Here is a 19,229-nt window from a genome sequence, read left to right as displayed (position 1 = left end):
GGCGCGCTACCGAACTAGTTACTCAGCGCAGGCCGGTCTCGCCGCGCGCGATCACCAGGCGCTGGATTTCCGAAGTGCCCTCGTAGATTTCGGTGATCTTGGCGTCGCGGAGAGCGCTTCAGCGTTGCCGCGCCCTGAGGCAGCGCTGGAGCGTGGCCGACCTCAGCGCAGGCCGGTCTCGGCGCGCGCAATCACCAGGCGCTGGATTTCCGAGGTGCCCTCGTAGATTTCGGTGATCTTGGCGTCGCGGAAGTAACGCTCCAGCGGCATTTCCTTGGAATAGCCCATGCCGCCGTGGATCTGTACTGCCTGATGGGTGATCCACATCGCCGCCTCCGAGGCGGTGAGCTTGGCCACGGCCGCTTCGGTGCCGAACTTCTGGCCCTGCCCCTTCAACCAGGCCGCGCGCAGCGTCAGCAGCAACGCTGCGTCCAGCTTGCACTTCATGTCGGCGATCTTGGCCTGGGTCATCTGGAAGGTACCGATGGCCGCGCCGAAGGCCTTGCGCTCCTTGACGTAGGCCAAGGTCGCCTCGTACGCCGCACGCGCGATGCCGACCGCCTGCGAGGCGATGCCGATGCGCCCGGCATCGAGCACGCTCATCGCGGTCTTGAAGCCCTCGCCCTCCACGCCCAGCACTTCATCGGGCTGGGCGATGTAATCGGCGAACTCGATCTCGCAGGTGGCCGAGGCGCGAATGCCGAGCTTGGGCTCGGTCTTGCCGCGATGGAAACCGGCGCGATCGGCATCGACCATGAAGGCGGTGATGCCGCGCGCGCCCTTGTCCGGCTCGGTCACCGCGAACAACACGATGTACTTGGCGACCGGGCCGGAGGTGATCCAGCTCTTCTTGCCGTTGATCACGAAGCTGCCATCGGCCTGCTTGACCGCGCGGCACCGCATCGCCGAGGCATCCGAGCCGGACTGCGGCTCGGTCAACGCGAATGCGCCGATCTGCGCACCTTCGGCAATCGCGCGCACGTACAGCTGTTTCTGCGCTTCGCTGCCGTTCTTCAGGATACCGGTGCAGAACAGCGAGTTGTTGACCGACACGATGGTGGAATGCGCGCCGTCGGCAGCGGCGATCTCGATCATCGCCAGTGCATAGCTGATCGGGTCCATGCCGGCGCCACCGTACTCGGCCGGCACCTCGATGCCCATCAGGCCGTTCTCGCCGAGCAGGCGGATGTTCTCCAGCGGGAACTCGCCGCTGCGATCGAACTGCTCCGCGCTGGGTGCGATCTTTTCCTGGGCGATGCGGCGCGCCACATCCTGGATCATCAATTGTTCTTCGGTAAAGCTGAAATCCACGTGGCACCCCTCCAGGCCTAGGCTGAGCGCCCATTGTAGCCCCAACCATTCGCATGCGTATGTAGTTGACCCCACACCCTGCCCGGTCGAAAATATCTCCATATCGCGATATAGAGATATTCATGGATCTGGAAGACTGGTCGGCGCGCCTGAAGGTATTTGCCGACGCCACCCGCGTCCGCCTGCTGACCTTGCTGGAGCAGGAGGAACTCACCGTGGCCGAGCTGTCGGCGATCACCCGCCTGGCGCAACCACGCGTGTCCACGCATCTGGCCAAGCTCAAGGAAGCCGGGCTGGTGCGCGACCGCCGCGCCGGCGTGTCGGCCTATTACCGTTTCGACGAGGTGTCGCTGGACCCGGCGCAGCGCGCCCTGTGGCTGGCGCTGAGCACCGGCAGCGACGATCCGCTGCTGCGCCAGGACGCCGAGCGCGTGGCCGCGGTGCTGGCCAACCGCGCCGCCGACCAGAACTGGGCCGATTCGGTGGCCGGCGACATGGAGCGGCATTATTCCCCCGGTCGCACCTGGGAAGCGCTGGCGCGCACCGCCCTGCCCTTGCTGGAAACCGGCGACGTGCTCGACATCGCCTCCGGCGACGGCGTGCTGGCCGAGTTGGTGGCACCGCATGCCACCCGCTACATCTGCATCGACACCAGCGCGCGCGTGGTCGCCGCGGCCAGCGAGCGCCTGCGCAAGCTGCGCAATGTGGAAGTGCGCGAAGGCGACATGCATGCGCTGCCGTTTCCCGATGCCAGCTTCGACCTGGTGGTGCTGATGCATGCGCTCACCTACGCAGCCAAGCCCGCGCAGGCGGTGGCCGAATCCGCGCGCGTGCTGCGCCACGGCGGCCGGCTGCTGCTGTGCAGCCTGGCCAAGCACGAACACCGCGCCGCGGTGCATGCCTATGGCCACGTCAATCTCGGCTTTGCGGCCAAGGAACTACGCAAGTTCGCCGAGAAAGCCGGGCTGGACGTGTCCAGCCTGGAAACGGTGACGCGCGAGAAGCGCCCGCCGCATTTCGAGGTGATTTCGTTGATTGCGGTGAAGCCGGGAATCGGGAATCGGGAATCGGGATTGGTTGAAAGCAAAGGCGCTGCTTTGCGGAGAGCTGAATCATGACGCATGTATCCAATCCCCAACCTCCAATTCCGTTTGCACTGCCCTGGCTGCATCCGGAGCGCGCCGCCAAACTCACGGCCGCGCTTGCCGAACGCATCCTCATCATCGATGGCGCAATGGGCACCATGATCCAGCGTCACGGGCTGCAGGAGCCCGACTACCGCGGCACCCGCTTTGCCGACGGGTACGACAGCACCCAGGTACACGTGCATGGCCCGGGCTGCGATCACGCACACGTGCCGCAGGGCCACGACCTGAAAGGCAACAACGACCTGCTGTTGCTGTCGCGCCCGGAGATCATCGCCGGCATCCACCGCGCCTATCTGGACGCCGGGGCCGACCTGCTGGAAACCAACACCTTCAACGCCACCTCGGTGAGCCAGGCCGACTATCACCTGGAACATCTGGTCTACGAATTGAACAAGGCCGGCGCACAGGTCGCGCGCGCCTGCTGCGACGAGGTCGAGGCGCTGAGCCCGCACAAGCCGCGCTTCGTGATCGGCGTGCTCGGCCCCACCAGCCGCACCGCCTCGATCAGTCCGGACGTCAACGACCCGGGCTATCGCAACACCAGCTTCGACGCATTGCGCGACACCTATCGCGAGGCCATCGACGGCCTGATCGACGGCGGTGCCGACACGTTGATGGTGGAAACCATCTTCGACACGCTCAACGCCAAGGCCGCGTTGTATGCGATCGAGGAAGTGTTCGAAGCGCGCGGCGGGCGCCTGCCGGTGATGATCTCCGGCACCATCACCGACGCATCCGGACGCACCCTGTCCGGGCAGACGGCCGAGGCGTTCTATGCCTCGGTCGCGCACGGCAAGCCGCTGTCGGTGGGCCTGAACTGCGCGCTGGGCGCCAAGGATCTGCGCCCGCATGTGGAAACCTTGTCGCAGATCGCCGACGCCTATGTCAGCGCGCATCCCAACGCCGGCCTGCCGAATGCCTTCGGCGAATACGACGAAACCCCGGAAGAAATGGCGCAGACCTTGCGCGAGTTCGCGCAGGCCGGCCTGCTCAACCTGGTCGGCGGCTGCTGCGGCACCTCGCCGGATCACATCCGCGCCATCGCCGAGGCAGTGGCCGACCTGCCGCCGCGGCAGTTGCCTGGCGCGCAGGAGCTGGCCGCGTGATGCGGCAGGCACACCCTCATCCGCCCTTCGGGCACCTTCTCCCGCAAGCGGGAGAAGGGCAGCGCATGGCGTGGCTTGCTACGAAGACGCTCCGTGCGCAGCACAGCACCCTTCTCCCGCTCGCGGGAGGAGGACGGCGCATGGCTTGGCTTGCCACGAAGACGCCCCGTGCGCAGCCAAGCACCCTTCTCCCGCCTGCGGGAGAAGGTGGCGCGCAGCGCCGGATGGGGGCCGCAGTGTCTCGCGCCCCATGGCCAGGCCGCGAGGAACACCCACGCACCAACACCAATCGCGCCGCCGTCAACGTCCAGCAGAGCCTCGCATGAGCACTCCCCGCTACACCCGCCTGTCCGGCCTGGAACCGCTGGTCATCACGCCGGACCTGTTGTTCGTCAACGTGGGCGAGCGCACCAACGTCACCGGCAGCGCGCAGTTCCGCAAGCTGATCAAGGAAGAGCGCTACGAAGAAGCAGTGGAAGTGGCGCGCCAGCAGGTCGCCAACGGCGCGCAGATCCTCGACGTCAACATGGACGAGGGCCTGATCGATTCGGAAAAGGCGATGACGCGCTTTCTCAACCTGATCATGTCCGAACCGGACATCGCGCGCATTCCGGTGATGGTGGATTCGTCCAAGTGGAGCGTGATCGAAGCCGGCCTGAAATGCCTGCAAGGCAAGAGCGTGGTCAATTCGATCTCGCTCAAGGAGGGCGAAGCGCAGTTCATCGAACAGGCACGCAAGGTGCTGCGCTACGGCGCCGCCGCGGTGGTGATGGCCTTCGATGAAGTGGGCCAGGCCGACACCTGCGCGCGCAAGGTCGAGATCTGCACGCGCGCCTACAAGGTGCTGACCGAACAGGTGGGCTTCCCGCCGGAAGACATCATCTTCGACCCGAACATCTTTGCCGTGGCCACCGGCATCGAGGAGCACGACAACTACGCGGTGGACTTCATCGAAGCCACCCGCCAGATCAAGCGCACATTGCCGCATTGCCATATTTCCGGCGGCGTTTCCAACGTGTCGTTCTCGTTCCGCGGCAACGAGATGGTGCGCCAGGCGATCCACTCGGTGTTCCTGTTCCATGCGATCAAGGCCGGCATGGACATGGGCATCGTCAACGCCGGCGGCATGCCGATCTACGACGAACTGGACCCGGAACTGCGCGAACGCGTGGAGGATGTGATCCTCAACCGGCGCAAGGACGGCACCGAGCGGCTGCTGGACATCGCCGAACGCTACAAGGGCAGCAAGGGCGCGGCGAAAGTCGAGGATCTGGCCTGGCGCGAGAAGCCGGTGCGCGCACGGCTGGCGCATGCGCTGGTGCATGGCATCGACGCATTCGTGGAAACCGATACCGAGCAAGCGCGCCAGCAATCCACGCGCCCGCTGGATGTGATCGAAGGGCCGCTGATGGACGGCATGAACGTGGTCGGCGACCTGTTCGGTGCCGGCAAGATGTTCCTGCCGCAGGTGGTCAAGTCCGCGCGCGTGATGAAGAAGGCGGTGGCGTATCTGCTGCCGTTCATCGAAGCGGAAAAACTGCGTACCGGCGATGTCGGCAAGTCCAACGGCAAGATCATCATGGCCACCGTCAAGGGCGATGTACACGACATCGGCAAGAACATCGTCGGCGTGGTGTTGGCCTGCAACAACTTCGATGTGGTGGACCTGGGCGTGATGGTGTCGGCGCAGGTGATCCTGGACCGGGCGCGTGCGGAGAATGCCGACCTGATCGGCCTGTCCGGCCTGATCACGCCGTCGCTGGAAGAGATGTCGCACGTCGCGCGCGAGATGCAGCGACAAGGTTTCGAGATTCCGCTGTTGATCGGTGGCGCCACCACCTCGCGCGCACACACCGCATTGAAGATCGACCCGCATTACACTGCGCCCACCGTGTGGGTGAAGGACGCCTCGCGTGCGGTGGGCGTTGCGCAATCGCTGATCTCGCGCGACCTGCGCCAGGCCTTTGTCGCCGCCAACGATGCCGACTACGCGGAGATCCGCGCGCGCCATCGCAATCGCGGCGACGCCAAGCGCCTGGTGCCGCTGGAAAAGGCACGCGCACAGCGTTTCGATGGCGACTGGGACGGCTACACACCGCCCGCCCCGCGCCAGCCCGGCCTGCACGTGTTCGACGATTACCCGCTGCAGGAGTTGATCGAGCTGATCGACTGGACCCCGTTCTTCCAGGCCTGGGAGCTGGCGGGCAAGTTTCCGGCGATCCTCAGCGACGCGGTGGTCGGCAGCCAGGCCAGCGAGTTGTACCGCGACGCACGCAAGATGCTGCGCACCATCGTCGCGGAAAAATGGCTGACCGCCAAGGCCGTGTTCGGGCTATGGCCGGCCAATAGTGTGGGCGATGACGTGGAAGTGATCCTGCCGGACCATCGGGATTCGGCAAGCGGGATTGGGGATTCGCAGCAGCCCAGCCAATCCCCAATCCCGAATGCCCAATCCCGGCATTCCCTGCACTTCTTACGCCAGCAGGTCGACAAACCCATCGGCCGCCCCGACTTCTGCCTGGCCGATTTCATCGCGCCTAGAAGCAGCGGCAAGCAGGACTGGATCGGCGCGTTTGCGGTCACCGCCGGCATCGGGATCGACCCGCATGTGGCGCGCTTTGAAGCCGCGCACGACGACTACAACGCGATCCTGCTCAAGGCCCTGGCCGACCGCCTGGCCGAGGCGTTGGCCGAGCGCCTGCATCAACGCGTGCGTACCGAGTTCTGGGGCTATGTGGACGACGAGACGCTGGACAACGAGGCACTGATCGCCGAACGCTATCGTGGCATTCGCCCGGCACCGGGGTACCCGGCCTGCCCCGAGCATAGCGAAAAGCGCACCCTGTTCGACCTGCTCGATGCCGAGCGCCACACCTCAATCACGCTGACCGAAAGTTTCGCGATGCTGCCTACCGCAGCGGTTTCCGGCTATTACTTCAGCCATCCCAAGAGCCAGTACTTCGTGGTCGGGCGCCTGGGCAAGGAACAGGTGGCCGACTACGCGAGGCGCAAGGGCATCACTTTGGCAGTGGCCGAGCGCTGGCTGGCATCGAACCTGGATTACGACCCGGAATAATGGCCGCCGCAAACACCGTAGGAGCGCACCCGGGCGCGACAGGGCGTTACTGGTAACGCTCCGTCGCGCCCGGGTGCGCTCCTACGGTGGGGCCGCCGACCTTCGACAGCGGCGCTTTGATCACATCAACATCAGGCAGCCGGCCGCAACACGTTCAGGACCTCGTAGCACGCGCCCATGGTGTGGTAATCGGTCTTGCCGGCGGGGCTTTTTTCATCGCTGTACTTGCGGTTGTCCGCATCCAGGATGCGATACCACGCGCCATAGCGGTGGTCGACCATGTGTTCCCAGGAATACGCCCACAGCTTGTCGTACCACTGCCAGTAGCGCTCCTGGCCGCTGCGCTGGGCCAGCAACGCCGCCGCCGCCAGCGATTCGGCCTGCACCCAGAAGTACTTGTCGTCGTCGCAGACCTTGCCGTCCGGGTCGAAGCCGTAATACAGACCGCCACGCTGTGCATCCCAGGAGCGCTCCACCGCCACATCGAACAGATGTTGCGCGGTCGGCAGCAACCAGTCGCTCGGCGCGTAGCGATCCAGCAGCATCAGCAGCTTGGCCCATTCGGTCTGATGGCCGGGCTGGAACCCCCAGGGGCGGAACAGGTGCTTGGGATTGTCGCGGTTGTAGTCCCAGTCGATGTTCCACTGCGGATCGTAGTGTTCCCACACCAGGCCGTCGGCCTTGGCCGCCTGACGCCGGGTCATGGTGTCGGCAAGCGACAGCGCGCGGTCCAGGTAACGCTGCTCGCCACTGGCTTCGTACGCGGCGATCATCGCCTCGCACATGTGCATGTTGGCGTTCTGGCCGCGGTAGCTGGTGAAGTTGAATTGCGCATCGGCTTCATCGCGGTACAGGCCGAATTCCGGCTCCCAGAAATGTGTTTCCAGCAGCTGCCAGGTTTCGTCCATCCATGCCCGCGCGTCTTCGATGCCGGCCTTCAGGCCGCACGAATACGCCAGCAGCACGAACGCCACGCCGTAGCAGTGATTCATGTCGTCTTCGACCACGCCATCGCGCAGGGTCCAGGCATAGCCGCCGGTGGCCGGATTGCGGTGCACGTTGCGCAGGTAATCCAGGCCGTGATGCACCGCCTGCAGGTACTGCGCATCGCCGAATTCGCGATACGCCATCGCGTAGTTGAAGACAAAGCGCGTACTGCTGACCAGATGTCGGTGCCCGGCATCGTAGATCGCGCCATCGTCGCGGAAATACTGGAAGAACCCGCCCGCCGGGTCGATCGCGCGCGGATGGTAGAACGCCATGGTGTCGGCGATATGCTGACGCAGCACATCGGCCGAACGGAAATCGGGTGCGGGGGTCGCAGGCAAACGGCTCATGGTTGTTCCTGGATCAGGGAATGGACTTCATCGACGCTCGGCATCGCCGCAAACGCGCCCTTGCGCGTCACCGCCAGCGCACCGACCGCCGCGGCAAAGCGGATCACCGCGGTCATCGCAACCGCATCGCCACACAGCTGCTCCAGCGTGGACGCGCGCGCAGCCAGCTGAAACAGCAGGCCGCCGACGAATGCATCGCCCGCTGCCGTGCTGTCACGCACCTGCACGTCGAAGGCCGGCACCTGGCCGGAATCGGTGCGTGTCTGCCAATGCACCGGCCCGCCGCCGTCGGTGACCAGCAACCAGCTGGCCTGGCCCTGCCAGAGCTTGCGGGTGACCGCGCTGGCATCGCCATCGAGCGTGCCGGCCAGGTAATCGAGTTCCTCGCGCGAGAGCTTGACCACGTCGGCCAGTGCCAACGCCTCCCACAGCAGCGCGGCCGGGTCCACATCCTGCGGCCACAACATCGGGCGCAGGTTGAGATCCAGGCTGACGATGGCGCCATCGGCGCGAGCGCGGCGCATGCCGTCCAGCGTGCACTGCGCGATCGCAGGTTCGGTCATGCTGTTGGAGCACACATGCAGCACGGCGGCCTGCGTGAAGGCGTCCGTGGCGAAATGCTCGGGACGGAACAACAGGTCCGCCGCAGGCGGACGATAGAAACTGAAACTGCGCTCGCCGGCCTCATCCAGGGCCACGAAGGCCAGCGCGGTCTTGGCTTGATCAGTGCGCACGATGCCATCGGTGGCGACGCCGGCCTGCTGCAGACTCTGCAGCAAGAAGTCGCCGAACATGTCGCGCCCCAGCATGCCGACAAAATGCGCCGCGCCACCCAGCCGCGCCACCGCAACCGCGACATTGGCCGGCGCACCGCCGGCGTATTGCGCAAACGTACGTGCCTCGTCGGGGCCGGCGGATGGCAATGCCAGCATGTCGATCAAGGCCTCGCCGAAACAGACCACCCGGTTCTTGGCCGCACTCATGCGTGCGCCTCCGCCAGTGCGCCACGCAGACGCGAGCCCCAGATGCCATAGAACACGATGTACAGGTAGCACACCAGCGGCAGCACGAACGACTCGTGCAAGCCGATGCTGTCGGCCAGCAGACCTTGCAGATACGGCACGATGGCGCCGCCGACAATGGCCATGATCAACAGGCTCGACGCGCGACCGGTCAGCGGACCAAGCCGCTCGATGCCCAGCGTAAAGATGGTCGGGAACATGATCGAATTGAACAGGCCGATCGCCACCAGCGCATACACCGCCAGCATGCCGCCACTGGCCATGGTCAGCACCAGCAGCAGTGCGTTGATCCCGGCGAACACCGACAACAGCACGCGCGGCGACAACTTGGCCAGCAGCGCCGAGCCGATGAAGCGGCCGATCATTGCCAGCGTCCAGTAGGCCGACACGTAGTGGGTCGCCTCACGCTCGGTGAACCCGCCGATCTGCGGCAACGAGAAATAGTTGACCATCAGGCTGCCGATCGCCACTTCCGCGCCGACATAGAAGAAGATCGCCAGCACACCGAAGCGCACGTGCGGATGCGCCAGGGCGTCCAGCAGCGAATGCCTGCTTTCCTCCTTCTGCGCGCCCGCGTCGGTCAATGCCGGCAGACGGAACAGGAACACGAAGATCGCCAGCAGGAACAGCACGATGCCCAGACCGATGTACGGCCCCTGCACGGCCTGCGCTTCCTGTACGCGATAGGCCAGCTGCTCGGCCTCGGGCAGCACCTTGAGCTGATCGCCGCTCATCACCGTGTTGGACAGGATCAGCCAGCCACCGAACAGCGGTGCGATCGCAGTCCCCAGCGAATTGAGCGCCTGCGCCAGCGTCAACCGGCTGGAGGCACTGCGCTCCGGACCCAGCAGCGCAACATACGGGTTGGCGGCCACCTGCAGGATGGTGATGCCGGTGGCCAGCACGAACAGTGCGCCGAGAAATGCGCCATAAACGCGCAGTTCCGCCGCAGGCCAGAAGCCCAACGCACCGACCGCGGCAACCGCCAGCCCGGCCACGATGCCTTGCTTGTAGCCAAGCCTGGCCACCAACCAGCCAGCCGGCAACGACATCAGGAAGTACGCGCCGAAGAAGGTGAACTGCACCAGCATCGCCTGCGCGAAGTTGAGTTCGAATACCGCCTTCAGATGCGGAATCAGGATGTCGTTGAGGCAGGTGAGAAAGCCCCACATGAAAAAGATCGTGGTGACGACCGACAACGCAACGCCGTTGTTGACGGGCGCCTTGTTGCCACTTGGCACTGTGGATTGCGTGGAAAGGGAAACCATAGGAATTGCCTGGTCAGCGGCCTGGGGCCTTGGTGGGGGAATGTGCGGGGGAATCGCTGGGGGAGTGAAGCGAAACGATGGAACTCGACGCGCCGGCGCTGCTGGCGCGGATCTTCAATTCGACCGCGGCGGTCAGGCGTTGCGATGCAAGGTCGGGACTGCCGATACGCTGCAGCACCAGCTGCGCCGCCTGGCGGCCGCGCGCGCGCGGATCGGCGGCCAGGGTGGTCAACGCGGGCGTAAACAATGCGGCTTCGGCGATATCGTCGAAGCCGGTCACCGCGAAGTCGCGCCCCGGCACGATGCCGTGCATCGCCAGCGCGGCCATCAGGCCCAAGGCGACACTGTCGTTGTAGCAGACTGCCGCGGTTGCGCGATCGTGTTCGGCACGATCCAGCATGCGACCGGCGCACAGCGCAGCCTCCTGCCGGTTCGGTGCGGATTCGACATAGTGCGCGGGCAGGCCGGCATCGGCCATCGCGCGCGCATAACCGGCACGGCGTTGCCGGCAGGAACTGGATTCGGCATGGCCGCCGAAGAACACGATGCGCCGATGGCCTTGCGCAATCAGATGCGTGCAGGCAAGCAACGCACCCTGCTCGTTGTCCAGCGCCAGCAGATCCCAGCCCGCGCCCTCCACTTCGCGGTTGAACAACACCACGTTGTGTTGACGCCCCAGCACCTGGGTCAAGGCCTGCGCCTGGCTGCCTTCGGCCGGCGACAGGATGATGCCGGCAGGCGTGTGCTCCATCAGCGAGGTCAGCACCGCCTGCTGGCGCTGGGTCGATTCGCCGGTGCTGCCGAGCAGGGTCACATAACCGGCAGCGCCCAGCGCCTCGTCCACGCCTGCGGCAAATTCGGCAAAGAACGGGTTGGACAGATCGTTGATGACCAGCGCGATGCTGGATGACGTGCGGCGGCGCAGATTGGCGGCGGCACGGTTATAGACGTAGTGCTGCCGATCCAGCTCGGCTTCCACGCGCGCACGCGTGGTCGCGTGCACCAGCGGGCTGCCGCGCAGCACCAACGACACCGTCGCACGCGACACGCCGATGGCGCCGGCGATATCGCGCAAGGTCACCGGACCGCGTCCGCCGCGACGGGCGTCGCCGTCCTCCGCAGCGGAGGGAGTCGGTTTGGCACGCGTCACGCTGCCGACCTTGCAATGGAAGAAGTGCGCATGCATCTGGCGTCGATTGGATCGATCCAATTAGGCCTTTTCCGCGTACCCAATGCATGCGGCAGTGCAACATAGTCAGCAGCCGCGCCGATCCCGACTGCAATCGCCTCCTTACTGGAATGCGATCGACAGGCCGATCCCGCCCTGCCAGTCCGGGCTTTCGGAGGTCAGCCCGCGCAGCACCGAGACATCCAGTTGCATCGCGTGCGGCAACTGCCAGGCACCACCGGCGCCGGCCACGCGCGAGTGCTCGCTGCCGGTGTCGAAACCCGCTTCCACATAGCTGCTGAAATGCTCGCCGGAGAAGAACGTGTAGTTGGGCGAGAAGGTCCAGGTATGCCCCTCGCTGTCGCGTGCGTAGTTCACGTACAGCGCCAGGGCGCGCTGCTGCGCCAGATCCCAGGAGGCGGTCACGCCCAGTTCGCGCGCATAGCCGTCACTGAAGGCCGGGCTGCCGGTCGGCACGCTGTAGCTGCCGAGCGCGGCCCAATGAAAGCTGTCCGACTGCGACGGCAATGCCACCTTCAGGCCGATATGGCTATCGCCCCCGCCACGCACACGCTCACCGCCACCGTGCTGCCAGTTGTAGCTGTCGCTACCCACCTGCAGCTCCACGTTCTGGAACAGCCCCAGGCGCAGTAGCGTATCGGCGATGTACTGCGTGGTGCGTTGCCCGTCGCTGCGATCGGTACTCGCGTCCGGCAGGCCCTGCTCCCAGGCGAACGCGCCAGGCTGCAGCACTTCGGCAGCAAACGGAATACCGGGACGGTCGAACGCCGGTGCGTCCTCCGCCTGTGCAGCGGCCTGCTGACTCACCACGCACAACCCAAGCATCACCGCGGCCGGCCCCAAGGCGCGCGTCGCCTGAAAACCCGAAGCGCCGCGCGCGGTGGATGTGGCCGATGCAACAACGCAGGCCTTCAACATTTTCGACAACATGGACATACACGGCACCATGGGCAGGGAATGAGCGGCAACACAACAGGCACCATGCCCGGAGGCGTTGACCGGTAAGGCCGCGATGGTGCCGCGCGCGCCGTGACCGGCCCGTGTATCGCCCACGCCGCGTCTGCTGCAGCTCGGCCGGACCGCGCGCAGTAACGATCAGGTGCGCACCACGCAAGGCAACGCACCAAACAACATGGGCACCCATCAGGTGCCCATGACCAACAAAACCTAGCGCACGCAGGGTTACCAGACCAGGTCGTCGGGCACCTGATACTGGGGGTCGGCATACGGGTCTTCGCCTGCCGGCGCATTCGGATCCACCTTCAATGCCACCGATGGCGCGAACACCGCTTCGGCTTCTGCCAGTACCTCGGCGGTGACCAACAGATAGCGGCCGTTGAGCTGCAGCACGCCCAGCTCACCGGCGTTGAGCGCCTTGAGCTGATCGGCAGTCACGTAGATACGCTTGATCTTGCCGCCATACGGGAAATGCCGGGCGATATCCGCATCGGCATGATTCAGCCCCTTGTCCTTGAGCAGCTCTTCGAGCTTGGCCTTGGCTTCGCGACGCAGGCGTGCTTCTTCCTGCTTCAGCCGCTCGGCTTCGATGCGCTCGTCCTTCTCGCGCTGCGCACGGATCGCATAGGCCTTGGCCAGATCGATGTCTTCGCGCGTGCGTGCCGGCCTGGGTCCGCGACGCTCGGCAGTGGGCTGCTGCGGACGCGGCGATGCCGCCGGCTTGCCATCGTTACGACGCTCGGGCCGGCCATCGTGTTTGCGCTCGACCCTGCCGTCGGTCGCCGCAGCGGCATGCGGCCGCTGCGGTCCCCTGCCCTGGCCGCCCGGCTTGTTGCCGCCGGGCGCAGGCCTGCCACCGTTGCCATGTTGACGCGCGGCAGGCCGTGCGTCGGGTTTGCGTTCGGGCTTGGGTGCGGACTTGAAGCCCAACCCAAGCAACTGGTCACGTAGGGTATCGCTCATGGCGGTGGCAATCTGCAATCAATAGTGCGGAGGCGGCGGTTCATCCGCAGCGTCGGCAAACAACGTGGAGCGCACCTTGCCCAGATCCTCGAGCAGGTGGCGGATCAGCTCGGCGTTGCGGGCGCCCGTCAAACGGGCGTCCGCAAGTGCTTCACTCAGTTCATTGAGCGCCTGCTCCTGAAAGGACAGGCGCGTTTCCAGTTCAACCAACCGCGCGTCCAGTTCCTGGTCGCGCGGCGAGAGTTGCTCATGCATGCAACGAACGGCCTCGTCCGATGGCGTAGTAGGCCAGACCTGCGGCTTCGATTTCCTGCGGGTCGTAAAGGTTGCGACCGTCGAACACGACGTCGTCCTTCAAGGCCTGCTTGATCTTGCCGAAATCCGGGCTGCGGAACTGCTTCCACTCGGTGACCACGACCAGGGCATCGGCGCCTTCCAGCGCGGCAAATGCCTCGTCGCAGAAGGTCAGGTCGTCGCGCTCGCCGAAGATGCGCTTGGCCTCATGGGTCGCTTCCGGGTCGTAGGCACGCACGGTGGCACCGGCTTCCCACAACTGCTCCATCAAACGCCGGCTGGACGCGGCACGCATGTCGTCGGTATTGGGCTTGAATGCCAGGCCCCAGACCGCAAAGGTCTTGCCGGCAATGCTGCCGGTGCCTTCGGCGCCGTAATGACGCTGCACCAGTTCGAACAGGTGACCCTTCTGCGCATTGTTGACGCTTTCCACCGCGTTGAGCAGGGTCGGCTCCATGCCGTACTGCTCGGCGGTCTTGGCCAATGCCTGCACATCCTTCGGGAAGCACGAGCCGCCATAGCCGGCGCCGGGATAGATGAAGTGCCAGCCGATGCGCGGGTCCGACCCGATGCCGTTGCGCACGTGCTCGACGTCCGCACCGACACGCTCGGCAATGTTGGCGATCTCGTTCATGAAACTGATCTTGGTCGCCAGCATCGCGTTGGCCGCGTACTTGGTCAGCTCGGCCGACCGTACGTCCATCTCCACGATGCGATCGCGGTTGCGGTTGAACGGCGCATACAGACGGCGCATGCGTGCAATGGCCGCCGGCTTCTTGGCACCGATGACGATGCGGTCCGGACGCATGCAGTCGGCCACGGCGTCGCCTTCCTTGAGGAACTCGGGGTTGGAGACCACGTCGAATTCATGGTCCACGCCGCGTGCGTCCAGCTCTTCCTGGATCGCGACCCGCACCTTGTCGGCAGTGCCGACCGGCACGGTGGACTTGTTGACGACCACCGACGGGCCGTCGATATGCCGGCCGACGGTACGCGCAACCGCCAGCACGTACTGCAGGTCGGCACTGCCATCCTCGTCCGGGGGCGTGCCCACGGCGATGAAGGTGATTTCGCCGTGCGCAATCGCCTCGGCCGCATCGGTGGTGAAGCGCAACCGGCCAGAGGCGTGGTTGGCTTTCACCATCGGCTCCAGGCCGGGTTCATAGATGGGAATCACCCCACGATTGAGACCATCAACTTTCGCCTGGTCGATATCCACGCAGATAACGTGATGACCTACTTCCGCCAGACAGGTACCGGTGACAAGACCAACATAGCCGGTACCAAAGATCGCAACTCGCATGGGTGGGGGTACTCCTGTGGGGGATCAGGGAAGGATACCCATCAGTTCGACATCGAACGTCAACGTTGCGTCTGGTCCGATCGGCCCCCCCTGCGTGCCGTTCGGGCCATAGGCCAAGTTGGATGGAATCCAGAAACGATACTTCGAACCGACCGGCATCAAGGCGACGCCCTCGGTCCAACCTGCAATGACTTGATTCAGACCGAACTCGGCCGGCTGACCGCGCTGGTAGGAGCTGTCGAAGACCTGCCCGTTGAGCAGCTTGCCTTCGTAGTTCACGCGCACCGTGTTGGTGGGCATCGGACGCTCGCCGCTGCCCTGGCGCAGCACCATGTACTGCAGGCCCGATGCGGTGGTGATCACGCCCTTTTCGGTCTTGTTCTTGGCCAGGAAGGCATTGCCTTCCTCGCGGTTCTTGGCGCCGGCAGCGCCCTGCTTGGCAGAGGCGAACGCCTGCATGGTAGCCGCGGCTTCCTGCTGGGTCAGGCGCGTGGTGCCCTTGGCGAACACGGTGCGGACGGCTTCCATCAGGATCGACAGGTCGATCTCGTCCTTGATGCCGGCCAGCGAGGGACCGACTGCGCGATCGCCCAGCATCAGGCCGACATTTTCCTTGGACGGCGCGGCCGGCGCGCTGCCCGGGGCCATGCCCGGAACCTGCTGCCCGTTACGTGCCGCCAGCGCGGTGCGCAATGCGGTATCGGTGGCCTGGGTCTGCTCGTCGGACAACAGCGGCTTGCCGCCCTTGAATGCATTCTCGATGGCGCGTTGCAGTGCGCTCACATCGATGTCCTGGGCAATCGGCTCGAACGAACGTGCCACATCCATACCGATGGCGTAGCTGACGTTGTCGCGCGTGCTCTTCTCAGACGATGCATTCAAAACTGGCTTCTCCTTGGTGGCCGCTGCGGCCGGTTGCTGCGACATCGCCGGCATCGATGCCGACAGTGCCACCATCAGTAGCGACGCCGCCGCGCCGCGCTTTCCCATCTTCATTCGATGCACTTCCCGAAAGTGAAAAGACACGCCGACGCCGGCGCTGAATGCGCATTGTCGCATGTGCGCGTGGCGTTGCGAGCGCCGCGCTCAGCGCGACGGCGCGTTGAGCTCGCGTTCGATTGCCGCCAGCACGCTCGGATCATCCGGTTTGATCTTGCTGGGGAACTGCGCCACCACGCGTCCATCGCGACCAATCAGGTATTTGTGGAAGTTCCAGCCCGGCGCCACGCCCGTGGCCTGCGTCAACCGCTGATACAGCGGCGTGGCCTGCGCGCCCAGCACATGCACCTTCTCAAACATCGGAAACTTGACGCCATAGGTCAGCGTGCAGAATTCCTGGATCTGCTTCTCAGATCCCGGTTCCTGCCCCTGGAAATCGTTGGACGGAAAGCCCAGCACCGAAAAACCGCGACTGCCGAAGCGCTGGTTCAGCGCCTCCAGCCCTTCGTACTGCGGGGTGTAGCCGCATTTGCTGGCGGTGTTGACCACCATCAGGACCTTGCCGCCGTAGGTACGGTTCAGGTTGATCGGCGCCTTGCCGGCCAGCGGCCGGTAGTCCAGATCCAGCACCGGCGCGCCTGCGGCCAGCGCCGCGGCGGAAAAAAAGCCAGCGAATACAACCACCAGCAGACGTTTGAGCAACATGGGCGATCCCTTTCGATAGGTCCGGGCCACCCGCGAGTGCGGGGTGCCATCAGTTGGGTATGACAGGCAGTTGACTGCCTGCGTGTCGGTGTTATAGTTGAATACAACACCAGTCATCCAACGCAGGGGGAAAGCATGAACAGCACACGCTTCACGCGACCAGCTCCATTGCTGCTGTTCGGCAGCGCCCTGTTCGTCATTGGTTGTCTGGGAGCCGCTTCCAGTCAGGTTACGGAGTCCGGCGCCGATTATGGCGTGTCGGAGGCGGTTACGGAAAACGCGACGACTCCCCCCGAAGCGCGCACCCGGCCCGGCCGGCACCTGCGCGCTTCGCTGTCGATGCCCTATTTCTCCTTCGCGCAGGTCCTGCGTCCACGGAGCTGACCATGAACGACATCCAATGGAGCGACGGCGCTCCCATCTACCGCCAACTCAAGGAACGGGTGATTGCCATGATGCTCGATGGAATCCTCAAGCCGGGCGACGCCCTGCCCTCGGTACGGCAGGTGGCGGCCGACTACCAACTCAACCCCATCACCGTCTCGCGTGCCTACCAGGAACTGGCCGACGAGAACCTGGTGGAGAAACGCCGCGGCCTGGGCATGTTCATGACCCCGGAGGCCGCGCAGAAATTGCGCGGCAGCGAACGCGAGCGTTTCCTGAATGAAGAATGGCCCGCGGTGCTGGAACGCATCCAGCGCCTGGGACTGTCCATCGACGATCTGTTGCCACAGGGAAAAACACCATGACCGCCGTCTCCTCCGACCATGTGGTCGACGCACGTGGCCTGCGCAAGGCCTACAAGCATCGGCTCGCGCTGGACAACACCAGCTTCACCATCGCTGCCGGGCGCATCGTCGGCCTGATCGGCCCCAATGGCGCCGGCAAGACCACCGCGCTCAAGGCGGTGCTGGGGCTGACCGATTTCGACGGCGAGCTGAGCGTGCTCGGCATGGATCCGCGCACCCAGCGCAACGCGCTGATGAACGAGGTCTGCTTCATCGCCGACGTGGCAGTGCTGCCACGCTGGCTGCGGGTTGGCGAGGCGATCGACTTCGTCGCCGGCGTGCATCCGCGCTTTGATCGCGCCAAGTGCGAACGTTTCCTGGCCAATACGCAGCTCAACCGCAAGTCGCGGGTGCGCGAACTGTCCAAGGGCATGATCGTGCAGCTGCACCTGGCGCTGGTGATGGCCATCGACGCGCGCATCCTGGTGCTGGACGAGCCCACGCTGGGCCTGGACATCCTGTATCGCAAGCAGTTCTACCAGCGCCTGCTGGAGGACTACTTCGACGAGCAGAAGACCATCATCGTCACCACCCACCAGGTCGAGGAAATCGAACACATCCTCACCGATGTGATGTTCATCCGCGACGGCCGCATCGTGCTGACCGCCGACATGGAGAACGTGGCCGAGCGTTACACCGAAGTGCTGGTGGGTGCCGAACATCTCGACGCCGCCAGAGGCCTGACGCCGATCGACGAGCGCGGCCTGCCGTTCGGCAAGACCGTGATGCTGTTTGATGGCGTGCCCAAGGCGCAGCTCGCCCGTTTTGGCGAAACCCGCAATCCCGGCCTTGCCGACCTGTTCGTTGCGGTCATGAAGGGGACCTACGCATGAAGACACTCACCCACCAAGCTTCTCCCGCACGCACGTTCGGCTGGCTGCTCAAGCGCGAGTACTGGGAACACCGCGGCGGTTTCGTCTGGGCGCAGATCATCACCGGCGGCATCGCGGTGTTCTTCGCGCTGCTGGGCGCGGTGATCGGCGCGATCAGCGCGCGTCGCAACATGATCGGCGACAGCATCACCATGGACGATCTGGCCGAATACACGCGCACGCTGGGCCAGGTCGGCGACGGCCTGCTGCTGGGCGGCATCGGGATCGCCTCGGTGGTGCTGGCATTCGTGGTGTTTTTCTACTCGCTGGGCAGCCTGTACGACGACCGCCGCGACCGCAGCGTGCTGTTCTGGAAGTCGCTGCCGGTGTCCGATGTGCAGACGGTGCTGTCCAAGGCGGCCTGGGCGTTGTTGCTGGCGCCGCTGATCGCCATCGCGATCGGCGTGCTGGTCGGCCTGGCGCTATGGCTGATCGCCATCGTGGGCGCCCTGATCGCCGGCGTCCCCAGCCCCTGGGCACTGGCAACCCATTCGCATCCCTTCTCGCTGCTGTGGCTGTTGCTGAAGACCGTGCCGATGAGCCTGCTGTGGGCGTTGCCGACCGTGGGCTGGCTGATGTTCTGCTCGGCCTGGGCCACCAGCAAGCCGTTCCTGTGGGCGGTGCTGTTCCCGCTGCTGGCCTGCGTGATGTTGAGCATCCTCTCGGCGATGCCGGGTGTCTCGCTGCCGATCGGCTGGATCTGGTACATCGTCGGCTACCGCGGCCTGCTCAGCGCCCTGCCCGGCACCTGGTCGCCACGTGCGGTCAGCGGCAACCTCGACAGCAGCGCGATGCAGAACCCCAGCGATCTGGTGCAGTGGGCGCTGCAGCACACCGACAGCGCACTGGTCTATGGCAATCCCGACATCTGGATCGGCGCCGCCATCGGCGTGGTGCTGATCGCTGCCTCCATCTACCTGCGCCGTCGGCGCTCCGAAGCCTGAAGGACAT

The 19,229-nt window shown here is 65.1% G+C and carries 18 protein-coding genes; 7 read left to right on the top strand and 11 right to left on the bottom strand.

Going from position 1 to position 19,229, the window contains the following annotated elements; all coding sequences use genetic code 11:
* Positions 1-162: 162 nt before the first annotated feature.
* The gene (locus tag EO170_RS15060; RefSeq protein WP_104648417.1) at positions 163-1,311 is read right to left on the bottom strand and encodes an acyl-CoA dehydrogenase family protein; all 1,149 of its coding nucleotides are present in this window, start codon (positions 1,309-1,311) and stop codon (positions 163-165) included.
* Positions 1,312-1,433: 122 nt separating this feature from the next.
* Here EO170_RS15060 and EO170_RS15055 point away from each other — a divergent pair, with 122 nt between their 5' ends.
* The 3 genes from EO170_RS15055 (at position 1,434) to metH (ending at position 6,641) form a co-directional block, all read left to right on the top strand.
* Positions 1,434-2,429: a metalloregulator ArsR/SmtB family transcription factor gene (locus EO170_RS15055; protein ID WP_164741060.1), complete on the top strand. Its 996-nt coding sequence runs from the start codon at positions 1,434-1,436 to the stop codon at positions 2,427-2,429.
* Positions 2,426-3,565 carry a homocysteine S-methyltransferase family protein gene (locus tag EO170_RS15050; RefSeq protein WP_126946127.1) on the top strand — a complete coding sequence of 380 codons (1,140 nt, stop codon included), beginning with the start codon at positions 2,426-2,428 and terminating at the stop codon, positions 3,563-3,565. The genes EO170_RS15055 and EO170_RS15050 overlap by 4 nt, the downstream gene beginning before the upstream one ends.
* A gap of 250 nt (positions 3,566-3,815) precedes the next feature.
* Complete coding sequence (gene metH / locus EO170_RS15040; RefSeq protein WP_126946121.1) at positions 3,816-6,641, top strand: methionine synthase; 2,826 nt, start codon at positions 3,816-3,818, stop codon at positions 6,639-6,641.
* Between the two features lie 131 nt (positions 6,642-6,772).
* Here the strand turns inward: metH and EO170_RS15035 are convergent, their stop codons facing one another.
* The 10 genes from EO170_RS15035 to EO170_RS14990 all read right to left on the bottom strand — a co-directional run bounded on the left by EO170_RS15035 (position 6,773) and on the right by EO170_RS14990 (position 16,618).
* On the bottom strand, positions 6,773-7,978 hold the full coding sequence (locus tag EO170_RS15035; protein ID WP_126946118.1) for an AGE family epimerase/isomerase: 1,206 nt from the start codon (positions 7,976-7,978) through the stop codon (positions 6,773-6,775).
* Positions 7,975-8,961 carry a carbohydrate kinase gene (locus EO170_RS15030; protein WP_164741058.1) on the bottom strand — a complete coding sequence of 329 codons (987 nt, stop codon included), beginning with the start codon at positions 8,959-8,961 and terminating at the stop codon, positions 7,975-7,977. The genes EO170_RS15035 and EO170_RS15030 overlap by 4 nt, the downstream gene beginning before the upstream one ends.
* Positions 8,958-10,268, bottom strand: coding sequence for an L-fucose:H+ symporter permease (gene fucP / locus EO170_RS15025; RefSeq protein ID WP_126946112.1), 1,311 nt, complete (start codon positions 10,266-10,268; stop codon positions 8,958-8,960). Before fucP ends, EO170_RS15030 begins: the two co-directional genes overlap by 4 nt.
* 13 nt (positions 10,269-10,281) lie before the next feature.
* Positions 10,282-11,454, bottom strand: coding sequence for a LacI family DNA-binding transcriptional regulator (locus tag EO170_RS15020; protein ID WP_164741067.1), 1,173 nt, complete (start codon positions 11,452-11,454; stop codon positions 10,282-10,284).
* 105 nt (positions 11,455-11,559) lie between these two features.
* Entirely contained in the window at positions 11,560-12,405 is an 846-nt protein-coding gene (locus EO170_RS15015; protein WP_126946109.1) for a transporter, read from the bottom strand.
* 234 nt (positions 12,406-12,639) lie between these two features.
* On the bottom strand, positions 12,640-13,377 hold the full coding sequence (locus EO170_RS15010; RefSeq protein WP_343134525.1) for a DUF2058 family protein: 738 nt from the start codon (positions 13,375-13,377) through the stop codon (positions 12,640-12,642).
* A gap of 18 nt (positions 13,378-13,395) precedes the next feature.
* Entirely contained in the window at positions 13,396-13,632 is a 237-nt protein-coding gene (locus tag EO170_RS15005; RefSeq protein ID WP_024939344.1) for a SlyX family protein, read from the bottom strand.
* Positions 13,625-14,974, bottom strand: a complete 1,350-nt coding sequence (locus tag EO170_RS15000) for a UDP-glucose/GDP-mannose dehydrogenase family protein (RefSeq protein ID WP_024939343.1) — start codon at positions 14,972-14,974, stop codon at positions 13,625-13,627. The genes EO170_RS15005 and EO170_RS15000 overlap by 8 nt, the downstream gene beginning before the upstream one ends.
* Before the next feature lie 24 nt (positions 14,975-14,998).
* A complete protein-coding gene (locus EO170_RS14995; RefSeq protein ID WP_016901531.1) occupies positions 14,999-15,970 on the bottom strand; it encodes an FKBP-type peptidyl-prolyl cis-trans isomerase in 972 nt (323 codons plus the stop codon).
* Between the two features lie 90 nt (positions 15,971-16,060).
* Positions 16,061-16,618: a glutathione peroxidase gene (locus tag EO170_RS14990; RefSeq protein WP_104648406.1), complete on the bottom strand. Its 558-nt coding sequence runs from the start codon at positions 16,616-16,618 to the stop codon at positions 16,061-16,063.
* A gap of 135 nt (positions 16,619-16,753) precedes the next feature.
* On the opposite strand from EO170_RS14990, the gene EO170_RS14985 reads away from it, so the two are divergent.
* Genes EO170_RS14985 through EO170_RS14970 form a run of 4 tightly spaced genes read left to right on the top strand, consistent with a single transcriptional unit; the run spans position 16,754 to position 19,222 of the window.
* Positions 16,754-17,002 carry a hypothetical protein gene (locus EO170_RS14985; RefSeq protein ID WP_104582755.1) on the top strand — a complete coding sequence of 83 codons (249 nt, stop codon included), beginning with the start codon at positions 16,754-16,756 and terminating at the stop codon, positions 17,000-17,002.
* Positions 17,003-17,004: 2 nt separating this feature from the next.
* Positions 17,005-17,367 (top strand): GntR family transcriptional regulator, encoded by a 363-nt coding sequence (locus tag EO170_RS14980; protein WP_003483692.1) that lies wholly within the window; start codon positions 17,005-17,007, stop codon positions 17,365-17,367.
* Complete coding sequence (locus EO170_RS14975) at positions 17,364-18,239, top strand: ABC transporter ATP-binding protein (RefSeq protein ID WP_104582754.1); 876 nt, start codon at positions 17,364-17,366, stop codon at positions 18,237-18,239. The genes EO170_RS14980 and EO170_RS14975 overlap by 4 nt, the downstream gene beginning before the upstream one ends.
* On the top strand, positions 18,236-19,222 hold the full coding sequence (locus tag EO170_RS14970; RefSeq protein WP_104582753.1) for an ABC transporter permease: 987 nt from the start codon (positions 18,236-18,238) through the stop codon (positions 19,220-19,222). The genes EO170_RS14975 and EO170_RS14970 overlap by 4 nt, the downstream gene beginning before the upstream one ends.
* Positions 19,223-19,229: the final 7 nt, after the last annotated feature.

It is taken from the genome of Xanthomonas sp. BRIP62409 (genome assembly GCF_003992965.1).
GTDB classification, from domain to species: Bacteria; Pseudomonadota; Gammaproteobacteria; order Xanthomonadales; family Xanthomonadaceae; genus Xanthomonas; species Xanthomonas euroxanthea.
The sequence above is the reverse complement of the archived record's forward strand: the minus strand, read 5'-3'. Positions and strand labels throughout refer to the sequence as shown.

Coding starts and splice junctions, on each gene's coding strand:
- EO170_RS15015 (WP_126946109.1), bottom strand. CDS start 12,405: ATGGTGCCGTGTATGTCCATGTTGTCGAAAATGTTGAAGGCCTGCGTT.
- fucP (WP_126946112.1), bottom strand. CDS start 10,268: ATGGTTTCCCTTTCCACGCAATCCACAGTGCCAAGTGGCAACAAGGCG.
- EO170_RS14975 (WP_104582754.1), top strand. CDS start 17,364: ATGACCGCCGTCTCCTCCGACCATGTGGTCGACGCACGTGGCCTGCGC.
- EO170_RS15055 (WP_164741060.1), top strand. CDS start 1,434: ATGGATCTGGAAGACTGGTCGGCGCGCCTGAAGGTATTTGCCGACGCC.
- EO170_RS15050 (WP_126946127.1), top strand. CDS start 2,426: ATGACGCATGTATCCAATCCCCAACCTCCAATTCCGTTTGCACTGCCC.
- EO170_RS15010 (WP_343134525.1), bottom strand. CDS start 13,377: ATGAGCGATACCCTACGTGACCAGTTGCTTGGGTTGGGCTTCAAGTCC.
- EO170_RS14980 (WP_003483692.1), top strand. CDS start 17,005: ATGAACGACATCCAATGGAGCGACGGCGCTCCCATCTACCGCCAACTC.
- EO170_RS15000 (WP_024939343.1), bottom strand. CDS start 14,974: ATGCGAGTTGCGATCTTTGGTACCGGCTATGTTGGTCTTGTCACCGGT.
- EO170_RS15020 (WP_164741067.1), bottom strand. CDS start 11,454: ATGCATGCGCACTTCTTCCATTGCAAGGTCGGCAGCGTGACGCGTGCC.
- EO170_RS15005 (WP_024939344.1), bottom strand. CDS start 13,632: ATGCATGAGCAACTCTCGCCGCGCGACCAGGAACTGGACGCGCGGTTG.
- EO170_RS14995 (WP_016901531.1), bottom strand. CDS start 15,970: ATGAAGATGGGAAAGCGCGGCGCGGCGGCGTCGCTACTGATGGTGGCA.
- metH (WP_126946121.1), top strand. CDS start 3,816: ATGGCCAGGCCGCGAGGAACACCCACGCACCAACACCAATCGCGCCGC.
- EO170_RS15035 (WP_126946118.1), bottom strand. CDS start 7,978: ATGAGCCGTTTGCCTGCGACCCCCGCACCCGATTTCCGTTCGGCCGAT.
- EO170_RS14985 (WP_104582755.1), top strand. CDS start 16,754: ATGAACAGCACACGCTTCACGCGACCAGCTCCATTGCTGCTGTTCGGC.
- EO170_RS15030 (WP_164741058.1), bottom strand. CDS start 8,961: ATGAGTGCGGCCAAGAACCGGGTGGTCTGTTTCGGCGAGGCCTTGATC.
- EO170_RS14970 (WP_104582753.1), top strand. CDS start 18,236: ATGAAGACACTCACCCACCAAGCTTCTCCCGCACGCACGTTCGGCTGG.
- EO170_RS14990 (WP_104648406.1), bottom strand. CDS start 16,618: ATGTTGCTCAAACGTCTGCTGGTGGTTGTATTCGCTGGCTTTTTTTCC.